This window comes from Bradyrhizobium sp. UFLA05-112, assembly GCF_053572325.1.
On record NZ_JBANBK010000021.1, the window covers coordinates 75,943 to 91,685 of the forward strand.

Here is a 15,743-nt window from a genome sequence, read left to right on the forward strand (position 1 = left end):
GAACCTCGAGATTCCGGGTTCGGTCCTGACGGACCGCCCCGGAATGACGGGCCTAGAGAGGGGAAACGCAATGCCGGCACCGCAACACGTCTTCGAGCCGCCCTTCAACATCATCCGTTCGAGCCACGCCGTGCTCGACGTGACCGATCTGAAGCTTAGCCGCGAATTTTACGAGACCACCGTCGGGCTGCATGTCGAGGATGCCGACGACAGCGTCGTGTACCTGCGCGGCGCCGAGGAGCATCAGCACCATTCGCTGGTGCTACGCAAGGCCGCCGTGCCGGCCTGCAACCGCCTCGGCTTCAAGGTCGGCAACGAAAAGGATCTGGACAAGGCGGCTGCGTTCCTCACCGAGAACGGTCTCAAGCACGCATTCGTCGACCAGCCCTTCCAGGCTCGCACGCTGCAATTCACCGATCCTTTCGGCTTCCAGATCGAGCTCTACGCCTCGATGGAGAAGCGGCCTCATCTCTTGCGCCGCTACGATCTCTACCGGGGATGCCACCCGCAGCGGCTCGATCACTTCAACGTCTTCGCCGCCGAAGTGCAGGACACGGTCGACTTCTACGCGCGGCTCGGCTTCCGTCTCACCGAATATGCCGAGGAGGATGGGCCGAACGGCCGCATCGCCGCCGCCTGGATGCATCGCAAGGGCAACGTCCACGACTTCGCCATCACCAACGGCAAGGGCCCGCGCCTGCATCATTTCGCCTACTGGACGCCGACGGCGATGAACATCATCCATCTCTGCGACGTGATGGCCTCGCAGGGCTTTGTGAAGAACATCGAGCGCGGTCCCGGACGCCACGGTATCTCGAACGCGTTCTTCCTCTATGTCCGCGATCCCGACGGTCATCGTCTCGAGCTTTACACCAGCGATTATTTCACCGGCGATCACGACCACGAGCCGCTGCGCTGGTCGCTGCGCGATCCGCGCCGGCAGACGCTGTGGGGCGCGCCCGCCCCGCGCTCATGGTTCGAGCAGGGCTCGCCGTTCACGGGCCAGGCCGTACGCGAGCCGAAATTCGTGGCCGACGTGCTGGTGGCGGATTGAGTGATGACAGCCCCTCGCCTCGCCACTTACTCCGTCAAGGGTGCGACCAAATACGGTGTCGTCGTCGACGGCGGCATCGTTGATCTCTCCACGCGCCACGCCAAGGACTATCCGACACTGCGCGAGGTGATCGCAGTCGGCAAGCTGGTAAGCTTTGCAGAAGACGCTGCCGCCCTTACGCCGGATCACGCGCTCGCCGACATCACATGGCTGCCGCCGGTGCCTGCGCCGGAAAAGATCATCTGCATCGGCGTCAACTATCCCGACCGCAACGCCGAGTACAGGGATGGCCAGGACGCGCCGAAATATCCGAGCATGTTCATGCGCTCGCCGCGCTCCTTCGTCGGCCACGAGACGCCGTTGGTGCGCCCGCGCGCGTCCGCGCAGCTCGACTATGAAGGCGAGATCGTGCTCGTGATCGGCAAGGCCGGCCGGCACATTCCGGAAAGCACCGCACTCGACCACATTGCGGCCATCACTCTCTGCAACGAGGGCTCAGTACGCGACTGGCTGCGGCACGCAAAATTCAACGTCACGCAGGGCAAGAATTTCGATTCCAGCGGTAGCCTCGGCCCGTGGCTGGTGCCCTACAAGCAGGAATCACAGCTTGCGGATGTACGGTTGACCACACGCGTCAACGGTGAGCTCCGGCAGGACGACTCTACCAGCCGGCTGATCTTCCCGTTCCGCTATCTCATCAACTACATCTCGACCTTCGCAACGCTCGTTCCCGGCGACATCATCGTCACGGGCACGCCGACCGGCGCCGGAGCACGCTTCGATCCGCCGCGCTATCTCAAGCCCGGTGATGTCATCGAAGTCGAAGCCGACGGCATCGGCCTGTTGCGCAACGGCGTCGTCGACGAAGCCTGACATCTGGATTGGAAGACAACCATGGCTACCCTCACCGGCGGCGAAGCGATCGTAAGCGGCCTCGTCGCCCATGGCGTCGACACCGTGTTCGGCCTGCCCGGCGCGCAGGTCTACGGACTGTTCGACGCCTTCCACCAGGCGCAGCTCAAGGTGATCGGCGCGCGGCACGAGCAGGCCTGCGGTTACATGGCGTTCGGCTACGCGCGCGCGAGCGGCAAGCCCGGCGTGTTCAGCGTGGTGCCCGGCCCCGGCGTGCTCAATGCGAGCGCCGCGCTTCTGACCGCCTTTGGCTGCAACGAGCCGGTGCTCTGCGTCACCGGCCAGGTGCCGACAGCCTTTCTCGGCAAGGGCCGCGGGCACCTGCATGAAATGCCGGATCAGCTCGCGACCCTGCGCAGCTATGTGAAATGGGCTGACAGGATCGAAGCGGCGGCCAACGCGCCGACGGTGGTCGCGCGTGCATTTCAGGAGATGCTGTCGGGACGTCGCGGCCCCGCCTCGGTCGAGATGCCTTGGGACGTCTTCACGCAGCGCGCCCACACGGCGGCTGCGCAGGTGTTGGCGCTCTTGCCTCCACCGCAGCCCGATCCAGACGCCGTGAAACAGGCCGCTAGCCTGATCAAGGCCGCGAAGGCACCGATGATCTTCGTCGGCAGCGGCGCGATCGACGCGCGCGAAGAGATCCTCGAACTCGCCGAGATGATCGACGCCCCCGTCGTCGCCTTTCGCAGCGGTCGCGGCATCGTCTCCAATGCTCACGAGCTTGGGCTCACCATGGCGGCCGCCTACAAGCTGTGGCCGAACACTGATCTCATGATCGGCATCGGCACGCGGCTCGAGCTGCCCACCATGTCGCGCTGGCCGTATCGTCCGGACGGATTGAAGTGCATCCGGATCGATATCGACCCGGTTGAGATGCGACGCTTTTCCGCGGACGCGCCGGTTGTTGCCGATGCCAAGGCCGCGACCGCCGATCTTGCAGCCGCCGTCCGCAAGGCGGGCTACAGCAAGACCAGTGGCCGGCGCGCGGCGATCCGCGAGGCGACCGCGTCCGCCCAAGCGGAGATCCAGCGCATCCAGCCGCAGATGGCGTATCTCAACATCCTGCGCGACGTGTTGCCGGCAAACGCTGTTGTCACCGACGAATTATCGCAGGTCGGCTTCGCCTCCTGGTACGGCTTTCCGATCTACGAGCCGCGCACTTTCATCACCTCGGGCTATCAGGGCACGCTCGGCTCCGGCTTCCCCACTGCGTTGGGGGCCAAGGTCGCCAATCCCGACAAACCGGTCGTGGCGATCACCGGCGACGGCGGCTTCATGTTCGGTGTCCAGGAGCTTGCCACCGCCGTACAGTTCAACATCGCCGTGGTGACTTTGGTGTTCAACAACAACGCCTATGGCAACGTGCGCCGCGACCAGCGCGAGCGATTTGACGGCCGTGTGGTGGCTTCCGATCTCGTCAATCCGGATTTCGTCAAGCTCGCGGAGTCCTTTGGTGTCGCGGCTGCGCGCGTGACCTCACCGGATCATTTCAAGGCCGCACTGGAGAAGGCGCTCGCCCATGGCGGGCCGTATCTCCTGTCGATCGAAGTGCCGCGCGACTCGGAAGTCAGCCCCTGGGCGTTCATTCATCCGCCGAAGCCTTGAGCCGCGGCTTCATCGCGTCTTGCGGAAGGTCAGGTTGATCCGTTGGCGGCCGAGCAGCGCATGCTCGCCATCGGCGAGCGGCGCGACGCCATGATAAGCGAGCCGCGAGGGCCCGCCCCACACCACGACGTCGCCGTGCACCAGCCGAAAGCGGCGCGGCTTGTCGCTGCGCGCCATGCCGCCGAACAGGAAGATCGCGGGAAGGCCGAGCGAGACCGACACGATCGGTGCTGAGAGATCCAGCTCGTCCTTGTCCTGATGCAGCGACAGTCGCGTGCCGGGCTCGTAGAGATTGACGAGGCACGCATCGGGCGCGAAGTCGGGAAAACCTCTCTCCTCGGCCGCGCGTTTCGCCAGGTCTCGGAATATCGGCGGCATAGCCGGCCACGGCTTTTCGGACAGCGGATCGATCGGGTCATAGCGATAGCCGGTGTGATCGGTGATCCAGCCGCGCTCGCCGCAATTCGTCATCGCTACCGACATCTGATAGCCGCCGGGCGTCGTCATCTGCCGAAACGACGACTGCGCCGTGATCGCGCGGACGGCGGTAATCAGCGCGTGCTCGATCGGCTTCGCAAATCCACGCAGCAGCACGGCTCCGTCCGCGATGTCTTCGCGCGGTGGCTGCGCCTCGGCGAGGCTGTCAAACAAATCCGCCGTCAACGGCTGCGCTCACTTCGCATCATGAAAGATCACCCCCAGCGTATGGCGTTGTCCGGACCGGATCCGGCTGACGCCGTGGCGCAGATTAACCCGATAGGTGCCGCGTGTCCCATGCACCGGGCGATGATGCACGGCGAAAGCCACCGCATCGCCCTGTGCGAGAGGCACGACCTCGGCGCGCGACTGCATGCGCGGGCGCTGCTCGGTCAGCACGAACTCGCCGCCAGTGAAATCGCGCCCGGGCTCCGAAAGCAGGATCGCGACCTGGATCGGGAAGACGTGCTCGCCATAGAGATCCTGGTGCAGGCAGTTGAAGTCGCCGGCCTCGTATTGCAGCAGCAGCGGCGTCGGCCTGCTCTGCCCCGCCTCGTGGCAACGCTTCAGGAACGCCGCATGCGCCGCGGGATAACGGATGTCGATCCCCATCGCCTCGTTCCAACGATTGGCCACGCCATGCAGATGTGCGTAGAGCGCCGGGCGCAATTGCGCGATCAGATCGGGGAGCGGATAGGAGAAATACTTGTACTCGCCCCGGCCAAAGCCATGACGGCCCATGACGATGCGGCTGCGGAAGTGTGCGTCGTCGGGATAGAGCGCGGCTACGCTGCGGCATTCGTCGGGCGTGAGCAGGCTCTTCAGAACTGCGCAACCCTGCGCGTCGAGCTCGCCCTCGATGTGCGCCCAGTCGAGTTCGTCGACCCTGGCGGCACGAGCTGCGGAGGAGAATTGGGCTGGTTTTCGTGCGATCGCTGTCATGGCATTCATCCTCGCACCCCCGGCGCCCACGCCGCCACCCGATTTCCGACCGCCTCCCCGTCATTGCGAGCGAAGCGAAGCAATCCAGAATCTTCCCGCGGAACCGCCTGGATTGCTTCGTCGCCTCAGCGCAAAATTGCTTCGCAATTTTGTCGCGAGCTCCTCGCAATGACGGTGGAGACGCATCAGCCCAGCACCGGCAGCGTAATCACATCATAGGCGTGCTTGATCGTCCGCTTCAGCACCGGATCCTCCAGCTCGAACTCGAAGCGGTCGGCGGGGCGGATGCCGCCCTTGGCCGCGAAGGTGCCGCCGAACATCGCGCAACCATCGGGCAGCTTCTTATCGTCGAACCCGCGCGCGATCAGCTCATCGACCGGCAGCATCGCCTCCAGCGTGCCTTCCTGATAGAGCACGCGCTCGCCCTCGATCCAGGCGTAGGAGCGCAGGATCATCTTGTCCCAGTGGTCGATCACATCCTCGAGTTCCCACAGCACGGGCGCGACGACCTTGTCGCACATCTGCTTCGAGACGGTCACACTGTAGGCCTCGACCTTGCGGTCGGTATGATCAGAGCCGCAGCCGACGAAGATGCGGCCCTGCCAGCCGATCAACACGAATTCGACCTCGCCAGAGGACTCGCCGCCGCAACATTCGATGCAGTCTTCCATCGTCAGCCGCCGCGCCGAGACGCGGTAGTAGATCGGCGTCGATGCCGGCCGCGCGATGCCGACGGCCTCAAGCTCGGCAATGTGCTTGTCGCGCGCGACGGGATCGCGGCCGGTCCAGCCGGCGATGACGGCCTGGTCGATCGCAAGCGTCAGCGGCGTTGTCGTGTCCTGGGCGTCGACGGTGAAGGTCAGGTCAAACACGGATCACGGCCTCCATGCCGGCAGCAAGCTCGAAAATGCGATGGTCCGATCCACCAGCGCCTGCCAGCATCAGGCCGACGGGAACCTCGCCCTCGCGATGGGCCGGCAGCGAGATAGCGCAGCCATCGATCATGTTGATGAGCGTGCAGTTGCGCAAGGCACGCAGGTTAGCCGTGGTGAACGCCTTGTCGTCGGCAAGATCGGCGATCTTCGGCGGCGTGTTGGCGGTGGTCGGCAGCACCAGCGCGTCATAGGGCGCGATCCGTGCATTGACCCGCGCGATCAGCGAGCGGCGCTCGTTGAGAAGATCGATGTAGTCGGCCGCAGTCTGCGCCTCGCCGCGCATGATCCGAACCGCGACGCGGGGATCATAGACGTCACCCTTGGCCGTGATGAGGTAGCGATGCCATGCGAAGCTTTCGGCGGCCGCAAAGCCGCCCTTGGCGTTCATCGGGCCGATGTCGTGGAATTCCGACATCTCGATGCGCTCGATGGCGGCGCCGTGACTGGCGAGCGCTTCCAGCGCCCGCTCGAAGGTCTGCGCCACGGCCGTATCGAGGTCGTCGAGTGCAATGGTGGTCGGCACCGCAAGCCGCATGCCCTTCACCGGGCGCGGCTTCAGCGGAACGATCGGCTCGTCCGCCAGCACGGCGTCGAGTACCGCACAGCAACTGACCGTTCGCGCCAGTGGGCCGATGCTGTCGAGCGAGAATGACAGTGGCACTGAGCCATCGAGCGGCACGCGACGTTGCGTCGGCTTGTAGCCGACGATGCCGTTATAGGCCGCCGGAATGCGGCAGGAGCCACCGGTGTCGGTACCGAGCGCAGCATGCGCCATACCGTCCAGCACGGACACCGCCGCGCCGGAGGACGAGCCGCCAGGCACGTGGCCCTCGGCCCGGTTCCAGGCGCCCTTCGGCGTGCCAAAATGCGGATTGATGCCGATGCCGGAATAGGCGAACTCGGTCATGTTGGTCCGCCCCATCACCACGAAGCCGGCACGGCGCAGCCGCGCCACCGCCGCCGCGTCGTGCTCCGCCGGATCGGAATCGTCGAGCGCCCGCGAGCCCGCGCGCGTCGTCTGCCCCTTGATGTCGAAGAGGTCCTTGATCGAGATCGGGATACCAGCATAGCGCGACGGCGCCGCGTTGGCCTTGCGCAATCCATCCATCGCATCAGCCGAGGCGAGCGCCGCAACCTTGTCGACATGGATGAAGGTGCGTTGGCCTTCGCCGGCCGGATCGGCGATCCTGGCGAGGCATTCCTCAACCAGCTTTCGGGAGGTTGTGCGGCCACTCTCGAGGTCTTCGGCAAGCTTCGCCAGTGTCGGAAAAAAGTTGGGCATGTCTGTCTCACGGAATATTGGCACGCGCAATCTATCGCGCTGGCTCAGTTCGACACAAGCATTGCGCGCGAGACGGTATAGTTACCATGCGCGCACGTCGCTGGACCGTTGACTGCCAATAGTCAATTGTCGCATCAAGATCGAAACGGGCGGGCGTGACGCCTGCGTCTTGGGAGGACATACTTGGGAGGACCTGCCGCAATGGCCGAACCGCAGCGCGCGCGACCGAAGCCGACGCCGGAAACGCAGCATTTCTGGGACGGCACGAAAGCGGGCGAGCTGCGCCTGCAACGCTGCGTCGCCTGCGCGCATGTCTATTTCCCTCCGCGTCCGTTCTGCCCGTCCTGCGCTTCCCGCAAGGTCAGCATCTTCAAGGCGAGCGGCAAGGGTTTTCTCTACAGCTATGTGATCAACCACCGCCCCGCCGCGCCGGGCTTCACTCCACCGTACGCGATCGCTGTGGTCGAGCTTGCGGAGGGGCCTCGGATGATGAGCAACATCATCGACTGTCCGCAGACGCCGGAAGCACTCGCGCTCGACATGAAGCTCGAGGTCGTCTTTCAGAAGCTCGATGATGCCATCACCCTCCCCGTGTTCCGTCCGGCGAAGGGATAGGCCATGCGCAGGAACCAGGTTGCCGTCGTGGGCGCAGCCGAGACCACCGAGCTCGGCGTCATCCCAACCATGTCGCAGCTCCAACTTCATGCGGATGCGGCGCTCAATGCCATCGCGGACGCCGGACTGGAGCTGTCCGACATCGACGGCTTTGCCACCGCCGTCGAGACGCCGCAGCAGGTCTGCCATTATCTCGGCATCAAGCCGACCTGGGTCGACGGTACGTCGGTCGGCGGATGCTCGTTCATGCTCCACGTTCGCCATGCCGCCGCAGCCATCGAAGCCGGCCTGTGCAAGACCGTGCTGATCACCCATGCCGAGAGCGGCAAGTCGATGATCGGCAAGCAGCCGCGCTTTACCGCGCCGGACAGCCTCAACGGCCAGTTCGAGGCACCCTTCGGCGTCTACGGCCCGCCCAGCATGTTCCCGATTCCCGTGCTGCGCTTCATGAAGACCTACGGCATCACCCATGAGCAGCTTGCGATGGTGGCGGTGGTGCAGCGGGAATGGGCGGCGAAGAACCCGCGCGCGATGATGAAGGAGCCGATCACGGTCGCCGACGTGCTCAACTCGCGCATGATCGCCTACCCGTTCCGGCTGCTGCAGTGCTGTCTCGTCACCGACGGCGGCGGCGCGCTGATCCTGACCTCGGCCGACCGCGCCAGGGATTTTCCGCACAAGCCGGTCTACATCATGGGCACCGGCGAGAGCGTGGAGACGCCGATGGTCAGTCAGATGGAGACGTTCAACTCCTCGCGTGCCTTCAAGGTCGCGGGTCCGCTCGCCTTCAAGGAAGCCGGCATCGCGCACAAGGACGTCGATCATCTCATGATCTATGACGCGTTCGCGCATCTGCCGCTGTTCGGTCTCGGCGATCTCGGCTTCATGCCCTATGAGGAGACAGGCAGTTTGATTGCCGACGGCAACACGCGGCCCGGCGGCAAGCTGCCGCTCAATACCAATGGTGGCGGCCTCTCCTACATGCATTCGGGCATGTACGGCATGTACGCGCTCCAAGAGAGCGTGCGCCAGATGCGCGGCATCGCGCCGGCGCAGGTACCGAGCGCGAAGATTTCGGTGTGCCACGGCGTCGGCGGCATGTTCGCCGCGAGCGGCACGATCGTGTTCACGAACGAGAGGTGACAGCCCGTCATTCCGGGGCATGCGTGGCATGAACCCGGAATCTCGAGATTCTCAGGTGCGCAATTACGCACCATAGTTCGCGCTTCGCGCCCCGGAATGACGGCGGAGATTGGAACAGATAGCGGAGAACTCACATGACAAATTCACTGCAGGACAAGGTCGTCGTCGTCACCGGCGCGGGCCGCGGCATCGGACGAGAGATCGCGCTGCTGTGCGCAGCCGAGGGCGCCAAAGTCGTCGTCAACGATCCCGGCGGAGCGTCGGATGGCTCGGGCTCCAGCGCAGCACCGGCGGAAGAGGTCGTGGAGGAGATCAAGAAGCGTGGCGGCACGGCGGTGGCCAATTTCGAGAGCGTCGCCGAAGCCATTCCCGCCAGCAAGATCGTCAAGAGCGCGACCGATCGTTTCGGCCGGCTCGACGGCGTCGTCAACAACGCCGGAATTCTGCGCGACATGATCTTCCACCGCATGAGCGTGGAAGCCTTCGAGGCCGTCATCAAGGTGCACCTGATGGGCTCGTTCTATGTCAGCCACGCCGCCGCACGGCTGTTCCGCGAGCAGGAGAGCGGCTCCTTCGTGCACTTCACCTCGACCTCCGGCCTGATCGGCAATTTCGGCCAGGCCAACTACGCAGCGGCCAAGCTCGGCATCGTCGGCCTGTCGAAGTCGATCGCGCTCGACATGAACCGTTTCAACGTGCGCTCGAACTGCGTCTCGCCGTTCGCCTGGAGCCGCATGATCGGCACCATCCCGACCGAGACCGACGCTGAGAAGGCGCGCGTGGCGAAGATCCAGAAGATGGGCCCGGAACTGATCGCGCCGGTCGTCGCCTATCTCCTCAGCGACGCCGCCAAGGACGTCACCGGTCAGATCTTTGCCGTCCGCATGAACGAGATATTCCTGATGAGCCAGTCACGCCCGATCCGCTCCGTGCAGAGCAGCGATGGCTGGACACCGCAGTCGATCGCCGAGCACGCGATGCCGGCGCTGAAGGGTTCGTTCTACAAGCTCGATCGCTCGGCCGACATCTTCACCTGGGATCCGGTGTGACGGTCACCGCTTAGCGCCCATCGCCTCCACACGTCATGGCCGGGCTTGCCCCGGCCATCCACGTGCAGACACGACTGCGCAGAGACGTGGATGCCCGGGTCAAGCCCGGGCATGACGACTGAATGTGTTGCGCTAACCCGTATTCCGCAAGCCCGCCGAGATGCCGTTGATGGTGAGCTGAATGCCGCGCAGGACCTGCTCGTCCGGATTCTGCGCGCGGTGCTCTTTCAATAGCTCGACCTGCACGTGGTTGAGCGGGTCGAGATAAGGGAAGCGGTGACGCACCGAACGCTCCAGCAGCGGGTTGCCTTGCAGCAGCCGGTCCTGCCCCATGATATCGAGCAGCGTCTCAATGCATGAATGCCATTCGCGGCGGATGCGGCCAAAAATTTTCTCGCGCAAGGCTTCGTCCGGCACGAGCTCCGCATAGCGCGAGGCGATCGCGATCGAGCTTTTTGCAAGCACCATGTCCATGTTCGACAGCAGCATGCGGAAGAACGGCCATTCCTTGTAGAGTTCTTTGAGGAACGGCATGCCCTTGTCGGGATGCTCCGCGATCCAGGTCTCGACCGCGCTGCCAAAACCGTACCAGCCGGGCAGCATCAGGCGGCACTGCGCCCAGGAGAACACCCAGGGGATCGCCCGCAGATCCTCGATCGCGCGGGTCTTCTTGCGCGAAGCCGGGCGGCTGCCGATGTTGAGCGTCGCGATCTCGTTGATCACGGTCGACGACCAGAAATAGTCGACGAACCCATCGGTCTCGTAGACGAGGCCGCGATAGGCCTTGAAGGCGAGGCTCGAGAGTTCGTCCATCGCGGTCAGATATTCGCGCCGCGGCGCGCTCTGGCGCGGATGCAAGAGACTCGCCTCCAGCGTCGCGGCGGCGAGGATCTCCAGATTGTTGCGACCGACTTCGGCGTTGGAATATTTCGACGAGATGATCTCGCCCTGCTCGGTGATGCGGATCTGGCCGTTCACCGCGCCGCCCGGCTGAGCGATGATCGCGTCATAGCTCGGCCCGCCACCACGGCCGACCGAGCCGCCACGGCCGTGGAACAGGCGCAGGCGCACGCCGTGGCGCTCGAACACTTCGACGAGATTGATCTCCGCCTTGTAGAGCTCCCAGCCCGAGGTGACGAAGCCGCCGTCCTTGTTGCTGTCGGAATAGCCGAGCATCACCTCCTGCACGCTGCCCCGGCTGTCGACGAGCCTGCGGTAATCGTGCAGCGCCAGCATGCGGTCCATGATGCCGGATGAGGCCTGCAGGTCCTCGATGGTCTCGAACAGGGGCACGACGTTGATGGCGCTGCGCCCCGACGGATTGACGAGACCGACCTCCTTGAGCAGCACGGCCACTTCGAGCATGTCCGACATGCCCTTGCACATCGAGATGATGCATTGGGGAATGGCGTCCGAGCCGAACTTCGCATGCGCCTCCGCGGCAGCATGGAATACGTTGAGCTCGCCCATCGTCTCGTCACTGTACTTGATGAATTGCGAGACCAGCGAGCGCGTGCTGCGCAATTCGTTGGTGAGCAGCGCAATGCGCGCCTCCTCGCCGAGCGCGAGATAGGACATGCCGGGATTTGCCGCATCGATCAGCTCGGCGATGGTGCGCTCATGCACCGCCGAGTTCTGGCGGATGTCGAGTCGCGCCAGATGGAAGCCGAAGCAGTCCACGGCGCGGCGCAATAGCCGGAGCCGGCCGCGGGCGATGACGCGGGCGTTGTTGGAGATCAGCGAGCGATGCAGCACGTCGAGATCGGCCTGCAGTTCCCTGACGCTCTCGTACGGCGCGCCCTTGCCGACCGGGCGGCGCGTGATCTCGACCTGGAGCTTTTCGGCCGTCGCGGTCAGACGGGCATAGATGCCAGAGACCGCGAGGCGATAGGGTTCGCCGCTCCGGTGCGGCGAGGTGTCGGGCGAGCGCTCGGCGAGCGCGCGCAGCTCCTCGGAGATATCGGCAAGATGCGCCGCGATCGACAATTCCGAGCCGAGCACGTGCAGCTCGTTGAGATAGAACTGCATCACCCGGCTCGATTGCAGCCGTAGCGTGCCCCGCATGACGTCGGCGGTGACAAAGGGATTGCCGTCACGATCGCCGCCAATCCAGCTTCCCATGCGCAGGAACGAGGCGAGCTCGGCTGCCGCCTGCTCGCCGCCCTCTTCCAGCCGATCCTCCAGCGCGTTGATGAGGCGCGGAACCTCGCGAAGGAAGGTGTAATCGTAGAACGACAGGCCGTTGGCGACCTCGTCGAGCACGGTGAGCTTGGTCCGGCGGAGCAGATTGGTCTGCCACAGCGTCAGCACCTCGCGCCGCAACTGCTCGTCGCTGGCCGCGGCCTCGTCCGCCGTCATGGCAAGGCGCTCGCGGCTGTCCAGCAGCGCCGCGATCTCCATCTCGCGGTCCATGGTGCTCTTGCGGCGGACCTCGGTCGGATGCGCCGTCAGCACCGGACTGACGAGGGCCTCCTTGAAGAAGCCGCGCAACGCGTCGGCGCTCACGCCCGCGCTCTTCGCATGCGCCAGCGTCTCCGCCAGCACGCCCGATCCGCCGCGTGATCCGGTTTCCTTGGCGGCGCTCCGGGCGCGCATCTGGCGGATGTTGTTCTGGTCCTCGGCGATGTTGGCGAGGTGGGAGAAATAGCTGAAGGCGCGGACGATGCGCAAAGTATCGGGGATCGACATGCTGTCGAGGATCTGCTCGAGCTCGCGGCGAGCGAGCCGGTCCTCGTCGCGGTGGAACCGGATCGAGGTCTGGCGGATCCGCTCGACCAGGTCGAACACGTCGGCGCCCTCCTGGTCACGCACCGTGTCGCCCAGGATGCGCCCGAGCAGGCGAATATCGTCCCGCAGCCGGACATCGGCCTCCAGCGCCTGGGCCTCCTCGGCGCGGTTGGAACGATCGATCGCTGTGTCAGATGGTACGGTCTGGAGGGACATGGCTAAATTCCCTTCGAAGTCCCTTGGCTGCCCGGCTCGGCGAGTGTGCAAGTTTTTTGCCGCGGTGCAAGATAAACTTGGGGGCGGCGCACACTGGAGGGCGAAGGGCAACGTCGTTCAGACGACTTGCCCTAACGGCGCGCGCGATGTCATTTTCCTCGAAATCAACCCCATGCAAAGTAGGGCTTGCCCGACGCATCGAACCAGAAACACAAGATGTTGTAGATGGGATGGTTGGGGCTAGGCCGGCACGATCACCTTGCCGATCGGCCAGAGCGCGATGCCCGCGAGCTTCAGGTGAGCCCAGGCGAAGGGAATGCCGATGATGGTGATCGCCAGGATCACGGCGGTAATGACGTGGCCGAGCGCCAGCCACCAGCCGGCGAGCAGGAACCAGACGATATTACCGAGCACGCCGAGCGGGCCAGTGCCGATATCGCTCTCTCCGGTGACCTCGTCGCGCCGCACCGCTTTTGAGCCGAACGGCAGGAGCGTGTAGACGGCGATGTTGAACGCCGCCCTCGCCCAGGGCAGGCCGATGATGGTGATGGCCATGATGATGGAAGCCACCAGCCAGCCGAACGCCATCCAGGCACCGCCGATGAGAATCCAGAGCAAGTTGAGCAGGATCGAAACCGGAGCCATGAGATAATCCGCCGTCAATGACCCCGCTTGTATAAGCTCGAAAGCTGTTGCTGCGAAGACAGCTCCGAAATTCGCTCCAGGCAATGCCGGGAATTGGCCTTCGCGTTGGTTAAGAGCTTGTAGCCCGCATGAAGCGAAGCGGAATGCGGGTCGGTACCGTCAAAGTCCCGGATGTCGCTTCGCTTATCCGATTTATGAAACAGCGATAGACCTCCGAACTTCCGCCCCACCTATCAAGGCGCAACCTAGGACACGTTTCGTTGTTCAGGACGAAGAGGGCAGAATTCGGAACAAGCGGATGCGCAAGATTCCCGAGCACGGCGGCAGTCCAACACGAGTGGCCGCAGGTCAGAGGATTTTTCAGACTTCGGGGCTTGATCTACGTCAAAGGGCTCGAGTCTCGGCCACTTAGCCTTCCAATAGTATCTGAAGCATTTTTCCCAAGAACGGAGTAAGAAGATGCTGAAGCGCCTTCTGATTGCTCTGGCCTTGCTAGCATCTCCACCGGCTCTTCATTCCCAGGCGGTAGCGGAAGACGTTGCAGCATCGCCAACAATCCAAGAGGAAATCTGGGCGCTCCCCTTCCCACTTCCTATGCTTGCCTTCGTGGTAAGGCCGATCGGCGATGGCCCATTTCCTCTTGTGATCATGAATCACGGAATTGCGCTCGGCCTTCAGGAACGGACTATGTTCCCGACTATCGAGTACCGCGCGGCTGCGCGGTGGTTCGCGAGCCGCGGCTATTTTGTCATATCACCGGTGAGATACGGAGCCAGTAGCCTGGATGACAAAGATCAGGGGCTCTATGGAGCGGTCTTTGCGCACGTTGGCACCTGCAACAACCCTAACTTCAAAGGCCCGGGACTTGCCATCGCCACCATGAATGAGTGGGTCATCGACTACATGAGCAAGAAGAAATTCATTCAGCCCGGCAAGGTTGTCGTCGTGGGTCAGTCTGGCGGTGGATGGGGGTCGATGGCTCTCGCGAGCCTCAACCCATCGTCAGTTCAAGCTGTCATTACCTTTGCGGCAGGACGCGGAGGCAGAGTAGATGGCAAACCGAACAACAACTGTGCTCCCGACGAACTCGTCGCAACGACGAGCGAGTTCGGTCAGTCGGCGCGAGTACCGATGCTATGGATATACACGGAGAACGACACCTATTTCGGGCCAGAGCTGACGAAGCGGATGCATGATGCTTTCGTAGCGGCGGGAGGAAACGCCGAATATCATGTGCTGCCAGCATTCGGAGGCGACGGCCACTTCATGATCGATTCCCCCGACGCAGTACCCATCTGGTCTCCGCTGGTAAGCCAATTTCTTGAGAAGCATTCAGCAACCAGCAGCGCGCAGCAACAAATGGGCGGCTCCCGTTCTGGTGCGGAGTTACAAGCAAAAGCTCCCAGGGTGCGCCTACCTCAAACGATTCAATACTTGGCTTGGAGAAAGCTCTGTTTCAATTCCAGTGATGGGACTGCGATCTGCCGTACGACATCGACCGGCACCGACGATCTTGGTCAGGTCGTGGCCAGAGTCGATCTGATCCGGCGCGCTGACGGCGCTGCTCGCATGCAACTTTTCGTTCCACAAGGGGCGAACCTGCAAAAGGGCGTCAAAGTCAGCGTGGATCAGGGACCCCCGACTCAGTTTCCTTTCAATTGGTGCCTGACTAACATCTGCATTGCAGCCGCCCCCGTTAACTCTAATCTCATCGCGAAGCTCGACTCCGGAAAGCAACTGAAGCTCGAACTTGCGGACCTGAACTCCTCATCCATCGCGTTGACGCTATCGCTTGATCAATTTGGCACCGTTCGGAAGGGAGCACCCGCGGAGACATTTGACTTCGGCATGGATCAGGAATGAGCCGTTTTCCGGTGTTTCAAAGAAAGCGTTAGAGCCCGCCATGCGCAGTGTCGTCGGTTCGCGTCAGCCCGCGACATAGGCGGGCAACAGCGCAACCGCGATGACGTTCCAAGCAAGCCATGCGACGGGATACGGTTACCTTGGTTCTTGATGTACCCCGTCCCTCGTGGGGCCTATTAAAAGCACGGTTCGGCATCGGATCGGCTCCAGTCAGATACGAGCATTGTTAGTGGCGGGCTCGCGCAGACGGTTGACCTGAATCAATCTTCCAAAAG

At 63.5% G+C, this 15,743-nt stretch carries 13 protein-coding genes; 7 read left to right on the top strand and 6 right to left on the bottom strand.

Translation table 11 applies throughout. The annotated features are described in order from the left end of the window. Window positions 1-70 precede the first annotated feature (70 nt). From hpaD to SO180_RS15005, 3 genes are read left to right on the top strand one after another with little or no spacing between them, the layout of a single operon-like run. Window positions 71-1,054 carry a 3,4-dihydroxyphenylacetate 2,3-dioxygenase gene (gene hpaD, locus SO180_RS14995; protein ID WP_449379599.1) on the top strand — a complete coding sequence of 328 codons (984 nt, stop codon included), beginning with the start codon at window positions 71-73 and terminating at the stop codon, window positions 1,052-1,054. A gap of 3 nt (window positions 1,055-1,057) precedes the next feature. Continuing rightward, on the top strand, window positions 1,058-1,927 hold the full coding sequence (locus tag SO180_RS15000) for a fumarylacetoacetate hydrolase family protein (protein ID WP_449379600.1): 870 nt from the start codon (window positions 1,058-1,060) through the stop codon (window positions 1,925-1,927). Between the two features lie 21 nt (window positions 1,928-1,948). Then, complete coding sequence (locus SO180_RS15005; protein WP_449379601.1) at window positions 1,949-3,574, top strand: thiamine pyrophosphate-dependent enzyme; 1,626 nt, start codon at window positions 1,949-1,951, stop codon at window positions 3,572-3,574. 9 nt (window positions 3,575-3,583) lie between these two features. Here SO180_RS15005 and alkB read toward each other — a convergent pair whose 3' ends face one another. From alkB to SO180_RS15025, 4 genes are all read right to left on the bottom strand, one after another. Continuing rightward, window positions 3,584-4,237 (bottom strand): DNA oxidative demethylase AlkB, encoded by a 654-nt coding sequence (alkB, locus tag SO180_RS15010; protein WP_449379602.1) that lies wholly within the window; start codon window positions 4,235-4,237, stop codon window positions 3,584-3,586. 9 nt (window positions 4,238-4,246) lie between these two features. Next, window positions 4,247-4,993, bottom strand: coding sequence for a 2OG-Fe(II) oxygenase (locus tag SO180_RS15015; RefSeq protein ID WP_449379603.1), 747 nt, complete (start codon window positions 4,991-4,993; stop codon window positions 4,247-4,249). A 185-nt stretch (window positions 4,994-5,178) separates the two neighbouring features. Next, a complete protein-coding gene (locus tag SO180_RS15020; protein WP_449379604.1) occupies window positions 5,179-5,865 on the bottom strand; it encodes a DUF2848 domain-containing protein in 687 nt (228 codons plus the stop codon). Continuing rightward, window positions 5,858-7,210, bottom strand: a complete 1,353-nt coding sequence (locus SO180_RS15025; protein WP_449379605.1) for an amidase — start codon at window positions 7,208-7,210, stop codon at window positions 5,858-5,860. Before SO180_RS15025 ends, SO180_RS15020 begins: the two co-directional genes overlap by 8 nt. Window positions 7,211-7,411: 201 nt before the next feature. Between SO180_RS15025 and SO180_RS15030 the strand changes: the two genes are divergently transcribed. The 3 genes from SO180_RS15030 to SO180_RS15040 all read left to right on the top strand — a co-directional run bounded on the left by SO180_RS15030 (window position 7,412) and on the right by SO180_RS15040 (window position 10,017). Continuing rightward, window positions 7,412-7,825, top strand: a complete 414-nt coding sequence (locus SO180_RS15030) for a Zn-ribbon domain-containing OB-fold protein (RefSeq protein ID WP_449379606.1) — start codon at window positions 7,412-7,414, stop codon at window positions 7,823-7,825. Between the two features lie 3 nt (window positions 7,826-7,828). Then, window positions 7,829-8,968, top strand: coding sequence for a thiolase C-terminal domain-containing protein (locus tag SO180_RS15035; protein ID WP_449379607.1), 1,140 nt, complete (start codon window positions 7,829-7,831; stop codon window positions 8,966-8,968). Window positions 8,969-9,102: 134 nt separating this feature from the next. Next, window positions 9,103-10,017: an SDR family NAD(P)-dependent oxidoreductase gene (locus SO180_RS15040; RefSeq protein WP_449379608.1), complete on the top strand. Its 915-nt coding sequence runs from the start codon at window positions 9,103-9,105 to the stop codon at window positions 10,015-10,017. A gap of 132 nt (window positions 10,018-10,149) precedes the next feature. Here SO180_RS15040 and ppc read toward each other — a convergent pair whose 3' ends face one another. Beyond that, window positions 10,150-12,960, bottom strand: a complete 2,811-nt coding sequence (gene ppc, locus SO180_RS15045) for a phosphoenolpyruvate carboxylase (RefSeq protein WP_449379609.1) — start codon at window positions 12,958-12,960, stop codon at window positions 10,150-10,152. 240 nt (window positions 12,961-13,200) lie between these two features. After that, a complete protein-coding gene (locus SO180_RS15050) occupies window positions 13,201-13,605 on the bottom strand; it encodes a YccF domain-containing protein (protein ID WP_449379610.1) in 405 nt (134 codons plus the stop codon). 459 nt (window positions 13,606-14,064) lie between these two features. On the opposite strand from SO180_RS15050, the gene SO180_RS15055 reads away from it, so the two are divergent. Then, on the top strand, window positions 14,065-15,468 hold the full coding sequence (locus SO180_RS15055) for an invasion associated locus B family protein (protein ID WP_449379611.1): 1,404 nt from the start codon (window positions 14,065-14,067) through the stop codon (window positions 15,466-15,468). Window positions 15,469-15,743 lie beyond the last annotated feature (275 nt).